This is a genomic window from Streptomyces sp. NPDC014995, assembly GCF_043080745.1.
In the GTDB taxonomy this organism is placed as follows: Bacteria; Actinomycetota; Actinomycetes; order Streptomycetales; family Streptomycetaceae; genus Streptomyces.
In genome coordinates, this window is the sequence record NZ_JBIBVX010000002.1 from 41726 (window position 1) to 57186 (window position 15461).

The 15461-nt window shown below is 70.9% G+C and carries 13 protein-coding genes and 3 tRNA genes; 8 read left to right on the forward strand and 8 right to left on the reverse strand.

Annotated elements, in window-relative coordinates; all coding sequences use genetic code 11:
- Positions 1-15: 15 nt before the first annotated feature.
- From purM to purS, 6 genes are all read right to left on the reverse strand, one after another.
- Positions 16-1122, reverse strand: a complete 1107-nt coding sequence (purM, locus tag ACF1A1_RS04540) for a phosphoribosylformylglycinamidine cyclo-ligase (RefSeq protein ID WP_391645393.1) — start codon at positions 1120-1122, stop codon at positions 16-18.
- Positions 1123-1159: 37 nt separating this feature from the next.
- Positions 1160-2686: an amidophosphoribosyltransferase gene (gene purF / locus ACF1A1_RS04545; RefSeq protein WP_391645395.1), complete on the reverse strand. Its 1527-nt coding sequence runs from the start codon at positions 2684-2686 to the stop codon at positions 1160-1162.
- A 222-nt stretch (positions 2687-2908) separates the two neighbouring features.
- Complete coding sequence (locus tag ACF1A1_RS04550; RefSeq protein ID WP_391645397.1) at positions 2909-3706, reverse strand: sterol carrier family protein; 798 nt, start codon at positions 3704-3706, stop codon at positions 2909-2911.
- A gap of 82 nt (positions 3707-3788) precedes the next feature.
- Complete coding sequence (gene purL, locus ACF1A1_RS04555; RefSeq protein WP_391645399.1) at positions 3789-6047, reverse strand: phosphoribosylformylglycinamidine synthase subunit PurL; 2259 nt, start codon at positions 6045-6047, stop codon at positions 3789-3791.
- A complete protein-coding gene (gene purQ, locus ACF1A1_RS04560; protein WP_391645401.1) occupies positions 6044-6748 on the reverse strand; it encodes a phosphoribosylformylglycinamidine synthase subunit PurQ in 705 nt (234 codons plus the stop codon). The genes purL and purQ overlap by 4 nt, the downstream gene beginning before the upstream one ends.
- Positions 6745-7017, reverse strand: a complete 273-nt coding sequence (gene purS, locus ACF1A1_RS04565; protein WP_391645403.1) for a phosphoribosylformylglycinamidine synthase subunit PurS — start codon at positions 7015-7017, stop codon at positions 6745-6747. The genes purQ and purS overlap by 4 nt, the downstream gene beginning before the upstream one ends.
- A 362-nt stretch (positions 7018-7379) precedes the next feature.
- On the opposite strand from purS, the gene ACF1A1_RS04570 reads away from it, so the two are divergent.
- The 8 genes from ACF1A1_RS04570 (at position 7380) to ACF1A1_RS04605 (ending at position 12342) form a co-directional block, all read left to right on the forward strand.
- Positions 7380-7697, forward strand: a complete 318-nt coding sequence (locus ACF1A1_RS04570) for an Lsr2 family protein (protein ID WP_391645405.1) — start codon at positions 7380-7382, stop codon at positions 7695-7697.
- 287 nt (positions 7698-7984) lie between these two features.
- Positions 7985-8056 (forward strand) — tRNA-Gly (locus ACF1A1_RS04575).
- A gap of 80 nt (positions 8057-8136) precedes the next feature.
- A tRNA-Gly gene (locus tag ACF1A1_RS04580) sits at positions 8137-8209 on the forward strand.
- Between the two features lie 146 nt (positions 8210-8355).
- Positions 8356-9375: an ABC transporter ATP-binding protein gene (locus ACF1A1_RS04585; protein WP_391645407.1), complete on the forward strand. Its 1020-nt coding sequence runs from the start codon at positions 8356-8358 to the stop codon at positions 9373-9375.
- Positions 9376-9461: 86 nt separating this feature from the next.
- Complete coding sequence (locus ACF1A1_RS04590; protein WP_391645409.1) at positions 9462-10205, forward strand: ABC transporter permease; 744 nt, start codon at positions 9462-9464, stop codon at positions 10203-10205.
- 50 nt (positions 10206-10255) lie between these two features.
- Positions 10256-11641: a sensor histidine kinase gene (locus ACF1A1_RS04595; RefSeq protein WP_391645411.1), complete on the forward strand. Its 1386-nt coding sequence runs from the start codon at positions 10256-10258 to the stop codon at positions 11639-11641.
- Positions 11638-12246: a response regulator gene (locus tag ACF1A1_RS04600; protein ID WP_391645413.1), complete on the forward strand. Its 609-nt coding sequence runs from the start codon at positions 11638-11640 to the stop codon at positions 12244-12246. Before ACF1A1_RS04595 ends, ACF1A1_RS04600 begins: the two co-directional genes overlap by 4 nt.
- A gap of 23 nt (positions 12247-12269) precedes the next feature.
- Positions 12270-12342, forward strand: a tRNA-Gly gene (locus ACF1A1_RS04605).
- Between the two features lie 164 nt (positions 12343-12506).
- On the opposite strand, the gene ACF1A1_RS04610 is transcribed toward ACF1A1_RS04605, so the two are convergent.
- Together ACF1A1_RS04610 and ACF1A1_RS04615 are read right to left on the reverse strand one after the other, a co-directional pair.
- Positions 12507-13406, reverse strand: coding sequence for a phosphoribosylaminoimidazolesuccinocarboxamide synthase (locus tag ACF1A1_RS04610; protein ID WP_391645415.1), 900 nt, complete (start codon positions 13404-13406; stop codon positions 12507-12509).
- A gap of 353 nt (positions 13407-13759) precedes the next feature.
- On the reverse strand, positions 13760-15253 hold the full coding sequence (locus ACF1A1_RS04615) for a N,N-dimethylformamidase beta subunit family domain-containing protein (protein WP_391645417.1): 1494 nt from the start codon (positions 15251-15253) through the stop codon (positions 13760-13762).
- Positions 15254-15461: the final 208 nt, after the last annotated feature.

Sequence of the window (15461 nt, forward strand, 5' to 3'; positions counted from 1 at the left end):
TGCTGTCCGCAGGGTTCAGCCGGCGTAGTCCCCGACCAGGGCGGCACCACTGGTGTGCTCGCCCCGCTCGGTGATCTTGCCGGCGACCCAGGCGTCGACCCCGCGGTCGGCCAGCGTCGTCAGGGCCACGTCCGTCGACTCCTCGGGCACGATCGCGATCATGCCGACGCCCATGTTGAGGGTCTTCTCCAGCTCCAGCCGCTCGACGTTCCCGGTCCGGCCGACGAGGTCGAAGATCGGGGCGGGCGTCCAGGTGGAGCGGTCGACGATCGCGTGCAGTCCGTCCGGGACGACCCGGGCGAGGTTGGCCGCGAGTCCGCCGCCGGTCACGTGGCTGAAGGCGTGGACCTCGGTGGTGCGGGTCAGGGCCAGGCAGTCCAGGGAGTAGATCTTCGTCGGTTCCAGGAGTTCCTCGCCGAGGGTGCGGCCGAGTTCCTCGACACGCGCTTCGAGGGAGAGGCCGGCCTGGTTCAGCAGGACGTGCCGGACGAGCGAGTACCCGTTCGAGTGAAGGCCGGAGGCCGCCATGGCGATCACCGTGTCACCCGTGCGGATGCGGTCGGCGCCCAGCAGGCGGTCGGCCTCCACGACGCCCGTACCGGCGCCGGCGACGTCGAAGTCGTCCTCGCCCAGCAGGCCCGGGTGCTCGGCCGTCTCACCGCCCACCAGGGCGCAGCCGGCCAGCACACAGCCCTCCGCGATGCCCTTCACGATGGCGGCGACGCGCTCGGGGTGGACCTTGCCGACGCAGATGTAGTCGGTCATGAACAGCGGCTCGGCGCCGCACACGACGATGTCGTCCATGACCATGGCGACCAGGTCGCGGCCGATCGTGTCGTACACGCCGAGCTGGCGGGCCACGTCGACCTTGGTGCCGACGCCGTCCGTGGCGGAGGCGAGCAGCGGGCGCTCGTAGCGCTTGAGGGCGGAGGCGTCGAAGAGGCCGGCGAAGCCGCCGAGGCCGCCGAGGACCTCGGGGCGCTGCGTCTTCTTCACCCACTCCTTCATCAGCTCGACCGCGCGGTCACCCGCTTCGATGTCGACGCCGGCAGCCGCGTAGGAAGCACCGGAAACACCGGGATTGCCCGTCGACGGAGTCGACTGGTCTGGCACAGCAGACATTGCCTGGGATCTTTCGGGTTGGTGATACGTACGAGGCTTACGGGCGGCGGATCGCGTCGGCCGCGGCCGTGGCGGCCGGGCCCGCGGCCAGCTCCGTCTCCAGGAGCTGCTTGCCGAGCAGCTCGGGGTCGGGGAGATCCATCGGGTACTCGCCGTCGAAGCAGGCGCGGCAGAGGTTCGGCTTGGCGATGGTGGTCGCCTCGATCATGCCGTCGATGGAGATGTACGCCAGGGAGTCGGCGCCGAGCGAGGTGCCGATCTCGTCGATGGTCATGCCGTTGGCGATGAGCTCGGCGCGGGTGGCGAAGTCGATGCCGAAGAAGCAGGGCCACTTCACGGGCGGCGAGGAGATCCGGATGTGGACCTCGGCGGCGCCCGCCTCGCGGAGCATGCGGACCAGGGCCCGCTGCGTGTTGCCGCGGACGATGGAGTCGTCGACGACGACCAGGCGCTTGCCCTTGATGACTTCCTTGAGCGGGTTCAGCTTCAGGCGGATGCCGAGCTGGCGGATGGTCTGCGAGGGCTGGATGAAGGTCCGGCCGACGTACGCGTTCTTGACCAGGCCCGCGCCGAAGGGGATGCCCGAGGCCTCCGCGTAGCCGATGGCGGCGGGCGTGCCGGACTCCGGGGTCGCTATGACCAGGTCGGCCTCGGCCGGGGCCTCCTTGGCCAGGCGGCGGCCCATCTCCACGCGGGAGAGGTACACGTTCCGGCCGGCGATGTCGGTGTCGGGGCGGGCCAGGTACACGTACTCGAAGACACAGCCCTTGGGCTTCGCTTCCGCGAAGCGGGAGGTGCGCAGACCGTTCTCGTCGATGGCGACGAACTCGCCCGGCTCGATCTCGCGGACGTAGCTGGCGCCGCAGATGTCGAGGGCGGCGGACTCGGAGGCGACGACCCAGCCGCGCTCCAGCCGGCCGAGGACCAGCGGACGGATGCCCTGCGGGTCGCGCGCCGCGTAGAGGGTGTGCTCGTCCATGAAGACGAGCGAGAAGGCGCCCTTGACCTGCGGGAGGATCTGGTGGGCGGCCTCTTCGATGGTCAGCGGCTTGCCGTCCTCGTCGACCTGGGCCGCGAGCAGCGCGGTGAGCAGGTCGGTGTCGTTGGTGGCCGCCACGCGCGGGGTGCGGCCTTCCTGCTTGGGCAGGTCGGCGACCATCTCGGCGAGCTGGGCGGTGTTGACGAGGTTGCCGTTGTGACCGAGCGCGATCGAGCCGTGCGCGGTGGCGCGGAACGTCGGCTGGGCGTTCTCCCACACGGAGGCGCCGGTGGTCGAGTAGCGGGCGTGTCCGACCGCGATGTGACCCTGGAGGGAACCGAGCGAGGTCTCGTCGAAGACCTGGGAGACCAGGCCCATGTCCTTGAAGACGAGGATCTGGGAGCCGTTGCTGACCGCGATTCCCGCGGATTCCTGGCCCCGATGCTGGAGGGCGTAGAGCCCGAAGTACGTGAGCTTTGCGACCTCTTCACCCGGAGCCCAGACACCGAAGACGCCACAAGCGTCCTGGGGGCCTTTCTCACCGGGAAGCAGATCGTGATTGAGTCGACCGTCACCACGTGGCACGTCATCGAGTGTAGGCGAGGTCGACCACTGGTCCGAATTGGGGATACTTGCCGGTAACTCGATCTTGAGTCGGTCACCCCCACCGCAGTCGCCTCATCTCCGCAGGTCAGCGCATGGATACGGTGATCCACTCGGGCGATGGGGACGCCCCGGTGGGGGCGGGCCGCGTGCTGGTTCCGGTGGCGCAAGTGAGGTGTCGCACATCAATCGGCATCCTGGGCGTCAGGACATCAGCGGCAGCAGCTCCGTGAGGTCCGCCCGCTCCCCGCTCGCGCTCACCTTCGCGTCCTCCACGGCGTCCTTCCAGGCCAGCCGCCCGGTCGCCAGCCGGACCCAGGTCAGCGGGTCGGTCTCGACGACGTTGGGCGGGGTGCCGCGCGTGTGCCGGGGGCCCTCGACGCACTGCACGACGGCGTACGGCGGCACGCGCACCTCCGTCGCCCCGCCGGGCGCCCTGACCGCGAGGGCGTCGGCGAGGAGGCGGGTGGCGGCGGCGAGGACCTGACGGTCGTAGGGGACGTCCAGGCCGGGCACGGCGGCGTTGAGGTCGTCGGTGTGGACGACGAGTTCGACGGTGCGCGTGACCAGGTAGTCGGCCAGGGGCAGCGCGCCCGCGTTGGTCTGGAGCAGCCGGGTGGCGGGGTGGGCGTCGAGCTGTTCGGCGAGACCCCGGGCCACGCCCGTGAGGTAGGCGTCCAGATCCGGGTTCTCCTCGGACAGCCGCCGGGTGAACTCGTCGATGGCCGCGGAGCTCGCGGAGGTCGCGAACGGCCAGTCGAGGATCATGGCGTCCTGCCGCGGTGGCTCCGGCAGGTCGAGGGACCGGCCGATCGCCGTCAGGGCCATCCCGATGTGCGCGACCAGGTCCCGCACGGTCCAGTCCCCCAGCCGGGTCGGCAGCGCGAGCTGCTCGGGCGTCAGGGTGACGACCGCCTGGCGCACGTGGCCGAGCTGGGCCAGGACCGCGGTGCGGATCCTGGCGGGGTCGTAGGTCCTGGTGCGCTTCTTCGCCGGGGACATGACCATGAGCCTATGCCGTGCGGGACGGACGAAGGCCCCGCCCGGGGGAACGGGCGGGGCCTCGACCGTCGTACGACCGCGGCTACGCGAGCAGCGCCGGGATGGTCGCCTCGTGCGCGGTGCGCAGGTCCTCGAGGGACAGCTCGAACTCGCCCTGGAGCTCGACCGTGTCGCCGTCGACGACACCGATGCGGGTGGCCGGGAGGCCGCGGGCGCCGCACATGTCGTTGAAGCGGACCTCCTCCGAGCGCGGGACGGCGACGACCGCGCGGCCGGCCGACTCCGAGAAGAGGAAGGTGAAGGCGTCCAGGCCGTCCGGGACGATCAGGCGGGCACCCTTGCCGCCGAGCAGCGAGGACTCCACGACCGCCTGGATCAGGCCGCCGTCGGAGAGGTCGTGCGCGGAGTCGATCATGCCGTCGCGGGAGGCGGCGATCAGGATCTCGGCCAGCAGGCGCTCGCGCTCCAGGTCGACCTTCGGGGGCAGGCCGCCGAGGTGGTCGTGGATCACCTGCGACCAGGCCGAGCCGCCGAACTCCTCACGGGTGTCGCCGAGGAGGTACAGCAGCTGGCCCTCCTCCTGGAAGGCGACCGGCGTGCGGCGGGCGACGTCGTCGATGACGCCGAGCACGGCCACGACCGGCGTCGGGTGGATGGCCACCTCGCCCGTCTGGTTGTAGAGCGAGACGTTGCCGCCCGTCACCGGGGTGCCGAGCTGCTGGCAGGCGTCGGCGAGGCCGCGGATGGCCTCCGCGAACTGCCACATCACCGCCGGGTCCTCGGGCGAGCCGAAGTTCAGGCAGTCGGAGACGGCGAGCGGCTTGGCGCCGGTCGTCGCCACGTTCCGGTACGCCTCCGAGAGGGCCAGCTGCGCGCCCGCGTACGGGTCCAGCTTGGCGTACCGGCCGTTGCCGTCGGTCGCGATGGCGACGCCGAGGCCGGTCTCCTCGTCGATGCGGATCATGCCGGAGTCCTCGGGCTGGGCGAGGACGGTGTTGCCCTGCACGAAGTGGTCGTACTGCGAGGTGATCCACTTCTTGGAGGCCTGGTTCGGGGACGACACCAGCTTCAGGACCTGGTCCTTCAGCTCCTCGCCGGTCCGCGGGCGCGGCAGCTTGTTGGCGTCGTCCGCCTGGAGGGCGTCCTGCCACTCCGGACGGGCGTAGGGGCGCTCGTAGACCGGGCCCTCGTGGGCGACCGTGCGCGGGTCGACGTCGACGATCTTGCCGCCGTGCCAGTAGATCTCCAGGCGGTCGCCGTCGGTCACCTCACCGATGACGGTGGCGATGACGTCCCACTTCGCGCAGATCTCCAGGAAGCGGTCGACCTTGCCCGGCTCGACGACCGCGCACATGCGCTCCTGCGACTCGCTCATGAGGATCTCCTCGGGCGAGAGCGTGGAGTCGCGCAGCGGTACGTCGTCCAGGACGACGCGCATGCCACCGGAGCCGTTGGAGGCCAGCTCGGAGGTGGCGCAGGACAGACCGGCGGCGCCGAGGTCCTGGATGCCGACGACCAGCTTCTCCCTGAACGCCTCCAGGGTGCACTCGATGAGGAGCTTCTCCTGGAAGGGGTCGCCGACCTGGACGGCCGGCCGCTTCGACGGCTTGGCGTCGTCGAAGGTCTCGGAGGCGAGGATCGAGGCGCCGCCGATGCCGTCGCCGCCGGTGCGGGCGCCGTAGAGGATGACCTTGTTGCCCGCGCCGGAGGCCTTCGCGAGGTGGATGTCCTCGTGCCGCATCACGCCGATGGCACCGGCGTTGACCAGCGGGTTGCCCTGGTAGCAGGCGTCGAAGACGACTTCGCCGCCGATGTTCGGCAGGCCCAGGCAGTTGCCGTAACCGCCGATGCCGGCGACGACGCCCGGCAGGACGCGCCTGGTGTCGGGGTGGTCGGCCGCGCCGAAGCGCAGCGGGTCCACGACGGCGACCGGGCGGGCGCCCATCGCGATGATGTCGCGGACGATGCCGCCGACACCCGTGGCCGCGCCCTGGTAGGGCTCGACGTACGACGGGTGGTTGTGCGACTCGACCTTGAAGGTGACCGCGTAGCCCTGGCCGACGTCGACGACACCGGCGTTCTCACCGATGCCGACGAGGAGGGCGTCGGACTGGGGGGCCTTCTCGCCGAACTGGCGGAGGTGGACCTTGGAGGACTTGTACGAGCAGTGCTCGGACCACATCACGGAGTACATGGCGAGCTCGGCACCGGTGGGCCGGCGGCCGAGGATCTCCACCACCCGCTCGTACTCGTCCTTCTTCAGGCCGAGTTCGGCCCAGGGCAGCTCGACGTCGGGGGTCGCGGCCGCGTGCTCGACCGTGTCCAGAGGCGTCCGGCTCATACGTTGACCAGCTTCTTGAGGATCGAGGTGAAGAAGGGGAGGCCGTCGGTGCGGCCGCTGCCGATCAGCGGCTCCACGGCGTGCTCGGGGTGCGGCATGAGGCCCACGACGTTCCCGGCCTCGTTGGTGATGCCGGCGATGTCGCGGAGCGAGCCGTTCGGGTTGCCGTAGCCGTCGGCGGCTTCGCCGTGGACCAGGTAGCGGAAGGCGACCCGGCCCTCGGCCTCGAGCTTGTCGAGGGTGTACGCGTCGGCGACGTACCGGCCGTCCATGTTCTTCAGCGGGATGCTGATCTCCTGGCCCGCGGTGTAGTCGCTGGTCCAGGAGGTCTCCGCGTTCTCCACCCGCAGCTTCTGGTCGCGGCAGATGAAGTGGAGGTGGTCGTTGCCGAGCATCGCGCCCGGGAGGAGGTGGGCCTCGGTGAGGATCTGGAAGCCGTTGCAGATGCCGAGGACCGGCAGACCGGCCTTGGCCTGCTCGAGGAGGGGCTCCATCACCGGCGAGAAGCGGGCGATGGCACCGGCGCGCAGATAGTCGCCGTAGGAGAAACCTCCGCACAGCACCACGGCGTCGACCTGGTGGAGGTTCTTGTCCTTGTGCCAGAGGGCGACCGGTTCGGCGCCCGCGAGGCGGATCGCGCGCTGGGTGTCCCGGTCGTCGAGGCTGCCCGGGAAAGTGACGACGCCAATACGAGCGGTCACTTCACGGCCTCCGCGACTGCTTCTTCGGACTCGACCTTGACGGTGAAGTCCTCGATCACGGTGTTGGCGAGGAAGGATTCCGCGAGATCGTGGATGCGGGCGAGCATGGCCTCGTCGACCGGCCCGTCAACTTCCAGTTCGAATCGCTTTCCCTGACGTACGTCGGAGATGCCGTCGAAACCCAGCCGCGGCAGTGCGCGCTGCACCGCCTGGCCCTGGGGGTCGAGGATCTCCGGCTTGAGCATGACGTCGACTACGACGCGTGCCACTGGCACTCCCGGTGTTGTGGTGCTGAGCAGGTTCCTGCAGGTGTGTTCAGACTACCCGCACAAAATTTCTACGCGAGTAGAGTTGTAGGAATCTACGTGAGCGCGATCACGCCCGGCATCACGATCAGGTAGCGGAGCTGGCTCTTCACGAAAAGTTCAGGGAAAGATCCCGGATGCGGACCGCTTCCCTATTGCGCTGGGACACGCGGGGAGATTTAGTCGAGCTTCACATTCCATTGCCGGGCACTGTACAAATGAATTGGCAATAGCCGATACTTTGCCCCATAACAGGCGGACAGTCGACAACTCCGTGACGTCTTGGCACGTCATCGCAGAGCTGTCGCACGAAGGGACCGATATTCGTGGCGCAGAAGGTCGTGGTCACTCTCTTTGACGACATCGACGGCTCGGAAGCGGCGGAAACGATCGCCTTCGGACTCGACGGCAAGTCGTACGAGATCGACCTGAATGAAACCAATGCCAAGAAACTGCGTAAGGCGCTCGCGCCGTACGTGGAGGCCGGCCGCAAGCGGTCGAGGTCCGGCAGGGCGTACAAGCAGACGGAGGTCGCCCCCGACCCGGCTGCCGTGCGCGCCTGGGCCCAGGCGAACAAGATGGACGTGCCCGCACGCGGGCGGATCCCCAAGAAGGTCTACGAGGCGTTCGCCGAGGCCCAGTGAACCGGTCCGGCTGATTCGGTCCGGGGGATCCGGTCCGGCTGCGGTCCGGCTGGTTCGGTCCGGCTGGTTCGTCCCCCGGGGAGCCAATCCGGACGATTCGGTCCGAGTGACCCCATCGGGGTGATTCGGTCCGGGTGAGCGCGTCCAGGTGATCCGGTCCGCCGGGGCGGCCCCGGGTCCCTCAGGGGGCCCTGGGGACAACCGACTTGCGCTACCCCCCTCATGGTCGGCTAATGTCTGGAGCACGCCGCCGGGCGGGGCCGAAAAGCCCAGCTCACGGAGGCCACGCGGGTGTAGTTCAGTAGTAGAACATCCCCCTTCCAGGGGGAAGGCGCAGTGTGCGATCCCTGTCACCCGCTCTGCATCGCCGTCCCGACCACACAGGTGGATCAGGTAGGCTGGTGCTCGCACCGATCGGTGAAAGCCGGTCGGAGGCAATGCGGACGTAGCTCAGTTGGTAGAGCGCAACCTTGCCAAGGTTGAGGTCGCGAGTTCGAGCCTCGTCGTCCGCTCGGGAATGAGACCCCGGTCCAATGGACCGGGGTCTTTTCCGTATGTCCCGGCGACTTCGCGACTCCACGACTGTTCTGACATTTGTCATGCGGAGTGGTGACAGCGCGCACTGCTGTCCGCGCCCGGCCGCCGGGACGCTGGAGACATGGAAGCCAGGGAGACCAGGAAGGCCCGGGAAGCCAGGGAGACCTGGAACGGGGAAGAACACGTGATAGAGGCCACCGGCCTCCGGCGTGTGTACGGGGGCGGGTTCGAGGCGGTGCGCGGGATCTCCTTCCACGTGAACCGGGGGGAGATCTTCGCGCTGCTGGGCACCAACGGGGCCGGCAAGACGTCGACGGTCGAACTGCTGGAGGGGCTCGAGCGGCCCGACGGCGGTGAGATCAGGGTCCTCGGCCACGACCCCTACGCCGACCGGGCCGCCGTACGGCCGCGTACCGGCGTGATGTTGCAGGAGGGCGGCTTTCCGTCGGAGCTGACCGTCAAGGAGACCGCGCGGATGTGGGCGGGCTGTGTGAGCGGGGCCCGGCCGGTCGAGGAGGCGCTGGCACTGGTCGGGCTGGCAGGGAAGGCCGGGGTGCGGGTGAAGCAGCTGTCCGGGGGTGAGCGGCGGCGGCTCGATCTGGCGCTGGCGCTGCTCGGGGAACCGGAGGTGCTGTTCCTCGACGAGCCGACGACCGGTCTGGACGCGGAGGGGCGCCGGGACACCTGGGACCTGGTGCGGGCCCTGCGGGACGCCGGGACGACGGTGCTGCTGACCACGCACTACCTGGAGGAGGCGGAGGGTCTCGCCGACCGGCTGGCCATCCTGCACCAGGGGCGCATCGCCGCCGCCGGGACACCGGCCGAGGTGACCGCCGCGCAGCCGTCGCGGATCTCCTTCGAGCTGCCCGAGGGGTACTTCGTCGGCGACCTGCCGCCGCTGGATGAGCTGGGGGTGTCCGGCCACGAGGTCGACGGCCGCCATGTCCGGCTGCGGACGCGGCAGTTGCAGCGGGCGGCCACCGGAGTGCTGGTGTGGGCCGAACGGGCCGGGGTCGAGCTGCGGGGGCTGGACGTGCGGTCGGCCTCGCTGGAGGAGGCGTTCCTGGGGATCGCGCGCGAGGCGTCGGATGCGTCGGGTGCGTCGGGTACGACGGAGAAGGATGCGGGGGTCGCGGCATGAGCGGGATCACGGGAGGGGGCCCGGTGACGGCGGGAACGGGTGCGGTGACTTCGGGGAGGGCATCGGGGACCACGCCGGTGAGTCGGATGGGCTCCCTCGCGCGGGCCGAGCTGACGCTGCTCGGGCGGAGCAAGGCCACGCTCGTCGCGGCCGTGCTGGTGCCGCTCGCGCTGCCGTTCAGCCTCCGGTCGGTGGTCGAGGAGATGGACGTCGGCGAGGCCGGACTCACCGTCGGACTGGTGATGCTGCCCGCCGCCATCGGGTTCTCGCTGCTGTTCGGCGTGTACGGGGCCCTGGCCGCCATCTACACCGCCCGGCGCGAGGAACTCGTGCTCAAGCGGCTGCGCACCGGGGAGGTGCGGGATGCCGAGGTCCTCACCGGTTCCGCGCTGCCGGTGCTCGCCACGGGGCTGGTGCAGTGCCTGGTGCTGGCGGTTGGCTGTACGGCCTTCCTGGACGTGCCGGCCCCCGAGGCGCCCCATCTCGCCGTCCTCGGGGTGCTGTCGGGGCTGGTGATGTGCGCCGCGCTGGCGGCGGTCACGGCGAGCGTGACGCGGACCGTGGAGAGCGCGCAGGTCACCACCATGCCGTTCGTGTTCGTCTCGATGGTCGGCTCCGGGGTGGCCGTCCCGCTGGAACTGCTGCCCGACCGGGTCGCCTCCGTCCTGGAACTGCTGCCGCTGAGCCCGGTCATCACCCTCGTCCGCGGCGGCTGGACCGGCGACCTCTCGGCGTACGAGGCGCTGGGCGCCCTGGCGACCGCACTGGCCTGGACCGTGCTGGCGGTGTTTGCTGTACGGCGGTGGTTCCGGTGGGAGCCGCGGCGCTGACGCACCGGGGGACGCGGGCGCCGACAGACCGGGGAACGGGGGAGACGCGGATGTGCAGGCCGGGGGGCTGGTGGCGGCGGAAGAGCACGCCGGCGAAGGTGGAGACGTACACGCGGTGGTCGTTCCATTTCTTCGCCTTCGCCGAGTTCACGTCGGTGGGTGTGCCGTTCGGCAGTGGGCTGTGGACCGGGCCCGGGCTGTGGCTGCCGGTGCTGGTGGTGGGGCACTGCGTGCTCTGTGCCGTGACGGCGTCGCGGTCGCTGGACTGGACGCGCGGGCGCCGCCCGCAGCCCGTCCGGCTGCTGTGGACGCTGGCCGCCGCCAGCGCGGCGGTCGGTGTCGCCGCGATGTGGATCGCCGAGCACGGGCCGGGCGGCAAGGCCGTCGAGACCGCCGCGGGCGGGGTCTTCGGGGTCACGATGATCTTCGCGGCGGGCAACACCACGCTCGGCGTCCGCGGTTGGCGGCGCGTGGGCGCGGTCGTCGTCGGGTACGCCGCGGGAGCCGGAGCGGTGGCACTCCCGCTGGGGCTGCCCGGCGGCGCCGTCCTGGTCTCCATGGTGGCGGTGCTGATCGGCGGCGCGTTCATCGCCGCCACCTCCGTCTTCTCCGTCTGGCTGCTCGACGCCGTCTACCGGCTCGACGAGGCCCGCGAGACCCGCGCCCGGCTCGCCGTCGCCGAGGAGCGGCTGCGGTTCGGGCGGGACCTGCACGACGTGATGGGGCGGAACCTGGCGGTGATCGCACTGAAGAGCGAGCTGGCCGTGCAGTTGGCCCGGCGGGGACTGCCGGAGGCCGTGGAGCAGATGATCGAGGTGCAGCGGATCGCGCAGGAGTCGCAGCACGAGGTGCGGGATGTCGTACGGGGATACCGCGAGGCCGACCTGGGCGTCGAACTCACCGGCGCGCACGGGGTGTTGACGGCGGCCGGGATCGAGTGCGAGGTGCGGGCCGCCCCCGGGACGGCCGACGGGCTGCCCGCCGAGGTGCAGTCGGCGCTCGGCTGGGTGGTGCGGGAGACGACCACCAACGTGCTGCGGCACGGGGACGCCGGGCGGTGTTCGGTGGGGCTTCGGGTGGCGGAGGGACATGTGGTGCTGACGGTGGAGAACGACGGGGCGGGGGGCTCGGGGGATTCGGGGGGTTCGGGGGGTTCGGGAGCCGCCGGGACCTCGCGGGTCTCGCCGATCTCGTCACTCTCGTCGGTCTCACCGGCCTCACCGGTCTCAGCGGTCTCGCTCCGCTCCGCGGGTGGCGTCGGCGGCGGGTCCGGACTGGCCGGGTTGCGGGAGCGGCTCGCGGGGGTGGACGGAAGGTTGGAGGCGGGGTTCGCCGGAGCGGGGGTGTTCCGGGTGGTGGCCGAAGTGCCGCTGCCGGAACGGGTCGGGACCACTGGGGCCGGTGAGGCTGCCGTGATGGGAGAGGTGACCGGGTGACCGTGCGGGTGCTGCTCGCCGACGACGAGCATCTGATCCGGGGTGCGCTGGCCGCGCTGCTCTCGCTGGAAGACGACCTGCTGATCGTCGCCGAGGCGGCCACCGGGCCGGAGGCGCTGGCCATGGCACGGGCACACGCGCCGGACGTGGCCGTACTGGATCTCCAGATGCCGGGCGCGGACGGTGTGAAGGTCGCCACATCGCTGCGGGCCGAACTTCCGGCCTGTCAGGCGCTGATCGTCACCAGCCATGGCCGCCCCGGACATCTGAAGCGGGCGCTTGCGGCGGGTGTGCGCGGATTCGTCCCGAAGACGGTGAGTGCGCAGCGGCTCGCGGAGATCATCCGTACCGTGCACGCGGGAAACCGTTACGTCGACCCCGAGTTGGCCGCCGACGCGATCGCCGCCGGGGACTCGCCGCTGACCTCGCGCGAGGCCGAGGTGCTCGAACTCGCCGCCGACGGGGCACCGGTCGCGGAGATCGCCGAGCGGGCCGCGCTGTCACCGGGGACCGTGCGGAACTACCTCTCGTCGGCCGTCTCCAAGCTCGGGGCGGAGAACCGTCATGCGGCGGTGCGGCTCGCACGCGAGCGGGGTTGGGTATAGTTGCTCTCGCGCCACGGCGCAACGCGGACGTAGCTCAGTTGGTAGAGCGCAACCTTGCCAAGGTTGAGGTCGCGAGTTCGAGCCTCGTCGTCCGCTCTGGATCAAGCCCCCGGTTGTCGCCGGGGGTTTTTTCGTTCGCTGCGGGCTTTTACGTCGCCCCCCAGACCCGGCCCCCCGGCCTCGCCGGGGGGCTTCTTTGCGTCGCCGGGGGGCTTCTTCGCGCCGGGGGGCTTCCTCGCGCCGGGGGGCTTCTTCGTGGTCTACGCCCAGCTCGTGCCCGTCAGGCGCTCGTACGCCTCCACGTACTTGGCGCGGGTGGCGTCCACGATCTCCTGCGGCAGCTCGGGCGGCGGCTGCTCGCCGGCGCGGTCCCAGCCGGAGGCGGCCGAGGTCAGCCAGTCGCGCACGAACTGCTTGTCGTACGACTGCTGCGCGCGGCCCGGCTGCCACTGGTCCGCCGGCCAGAAGCGGGAGGAGTCGGGGGTGAGGACCTCGTCGGCGATGACGAGGGTCTCGCCCTCGTAGCCGAACTCGAACTTGGTGTCGGCGAGGATGATGCCCCGGTCGCGGGCGATGTCGCGGGCGCGGGAGTAGACGGCGAGGGTCGTCTGGCGCAGCTGGGCGGCGGTGTCCGCGCCGACCTGGCGGGCGACCTCCTCGTAGGACACGTTCTCGTCGTGCTCGCCCACGGCGGCCTTGGTGGCCGGGGTGAAGATCGGGGCGGGCAGCTCCGAGCCGTCGACCAGACCCTCGGGGAGGGCGAGGCCGCAGACCGTGCGGGACTCCTCGTACTCGGCGAGGCCCGAGCCGGTGAGGTAGCCGCGGGCCACGCACTCGACGGGGACCATCCGGAGCGACTTGCAGGTGAGGGTGCGGCCGGCCCACTCGGCGGGGGCGCCGGGGGGCAGCTCGGTGCTCAGGACGTGGTGGGGAACGAGGTCGGCGAGCTGGTCGAACCACCACAGGGAGAGCTGGGTGAGGATGCGGCCCTTGTCGGGGATCTCGGTCGGCAGCACCCAGTCGAAGGCGGACGTACGGTCGCTGGCGACCATCACGAGGTCGCCCGCCTCGTTCTGGTACAGCTCGCGCACCTTGCCGGTGTGGAGGTGCACCAGGCCCGGGACGTGGAGGGGCTCGGGCTTTTCTACGAATCCGGACACGGTTCCTCCCCGTGGTTCTGTCCAATGGCTTGATTGTCCCCTACAAGGGGCTTGATCAAGGACGGAGGGTCGGGCGGGGTGGAGCGGAACGGTCAGACGAACCGGGCCGGGTGCGGCCGGGCGCGGTCGGTCGACGGGACCGGAGGCGGTCAGCACGGACGCCTGGCACGGTGCTCGGTCGGGCGGGACCGGAGGCGGTCAACAAACGGATACGCGGCACGGTCGGTCGTCGCCGGGGTCGAGTACCGCCGGGCACGGACGCCGGGCACGGTCGGTCGACGGGATCGGAGGCGTCCCAGCGCGGATACCCGGCACGGTCGGTACTCGCCGGGGCCGAGTACCGCCGGGCGCGGTCAGTCGCGCTTGCAGATGCGGTCCAGGAGGTTGGCGGTGGCGCGCTGGACGCGGGGGTCGACGTGGCCGGGGCGGTCCAGAGCCGGGGACCAGGCGAAGGTGCCCGAGGCGAAGACCAGGGCGCCGGAGGGCGCTCGGTAGAGGGAGGTCTCCTGGTGGCGCAGGACGCCCTGGCTGTCGACGTACGGGGAGTGGGCGACAAGGGTGCGCTCCTCGTGCGGCGGGAGCGGGGTGCGGGGGAAGTAGCGGTCGGCCTCGCCCGCGACCAGGCCCTCGATCCCCTCTCCCTCGCGTACGCCGGTCGCCTCCCACAGCCAGTGGTCGGCGTTGCGGACGATCAGAGGGTGCGGTTCGGGGACCCGGCCCGCGTACTGGATGCCGAGTAACTGCTGCTCGGCTCGGTCGATCTCGCGCCAGAGGACGGAGCGGCCGGGGCCCTTGCGCTTGCGGCAGGTCAGCAGTCGGCCGGGGACACCGGACGGGGACGGGCCCAGCTCCACCTGCCAGTACAGGGTGTTGGCGGAGAGGAAGACCAGTGAGGTGCCGCTGTCGCGGGCGCGTTCCACGGTGCGGCGCATGGCCTGCGACCAGTACTCGTCGTGGCCCGGGAAGACCAGGCCGCGGTACCGGGAGGGATCGACCTGGCCGGTGTGCAGGTCGCGGGCGTCGGCGTAGGCGAGGTCGTAGCCGTAGCGCTCGGCCCAGCGGATGACGTCGTAGGCGTGGCCGACGTGGAGCGGGAGGCCCGCGCCGGCGTACGGGCGGTCGAAGGAGACCGTCGTGGCGGCGTCGGCCTCGCCGAGCAGGCGGCCGTCCTCGTCCCAGGCGTGGTAGAGGCTGGCACCGGTGCGGCCGTCCTCCGGGTAGAGGTTGTACGCCTGCCAGGTGATGTCGGGCAGCAGCAGGAGCAGGTCGGCCGGGCGGCTGTCGCGGACGGTGAAGGGGATGTGGGAGCGGTAGCCGTCGGCGGTGGTGAGCACGGCGACGTACGCCCCGACGTTCCAGTACGACGGGATTTGCAGCCGCCAGGAGAGCCACCAGTGGTGGCAGGAGACCGTGCGGTCGGCGGTCAGCGGCGGGGGCTGGACGATGCCGGAGAGACGCGGGCTGGTGGTGATCTTGGCCGCGCCGTCACCGTCGTAGTGGCCGATGCGGTAGATGTCGACGCTGAATTCCTGGGGTGGGTCGACCGTGATGTGGAAGTCGACCGCTTCGCCGGGAGCGACCGCGCCGGTGGAGACGAAGCCCTTGATCTGGCGGCGGATGTCGTCGGCCGAGCGGGGGCCTCCGGCGGACCGGGGGGCCGGGATCCGCGGGGCGGCGTCCGGGGCGGGGGCCGGCGCCGGGTCGACGTACCAGGGGACGACCTTTCCGGTGTCGTCGAAGTACGTCTCGGTGCCGCGCAGCCAGGGGACCGGGCCCTGTCCGAAGGGGTCCGTCACGGCGTGCGCCAGCGCTCCCGACTCCCATCGGCGGATGTGGTCCTGTCCCATGGTGCTCCCCTCCCCTTGTGGCCCCCGTGGTTGTGGTGTGACCTGTGAGACGCCGCTGCTCTTGTGTTTGTCCTATGTCGCGCGCCCATGCCATGGGCGCGATCGGTCCCAGCACATCACATAACGCGCGCAGACAGTCACTATTCGTTGCGAATTGGCCAAAAGTGGAATCAGTCACTCCGCTATTGGCCGGTGACCGCGTCGGTGG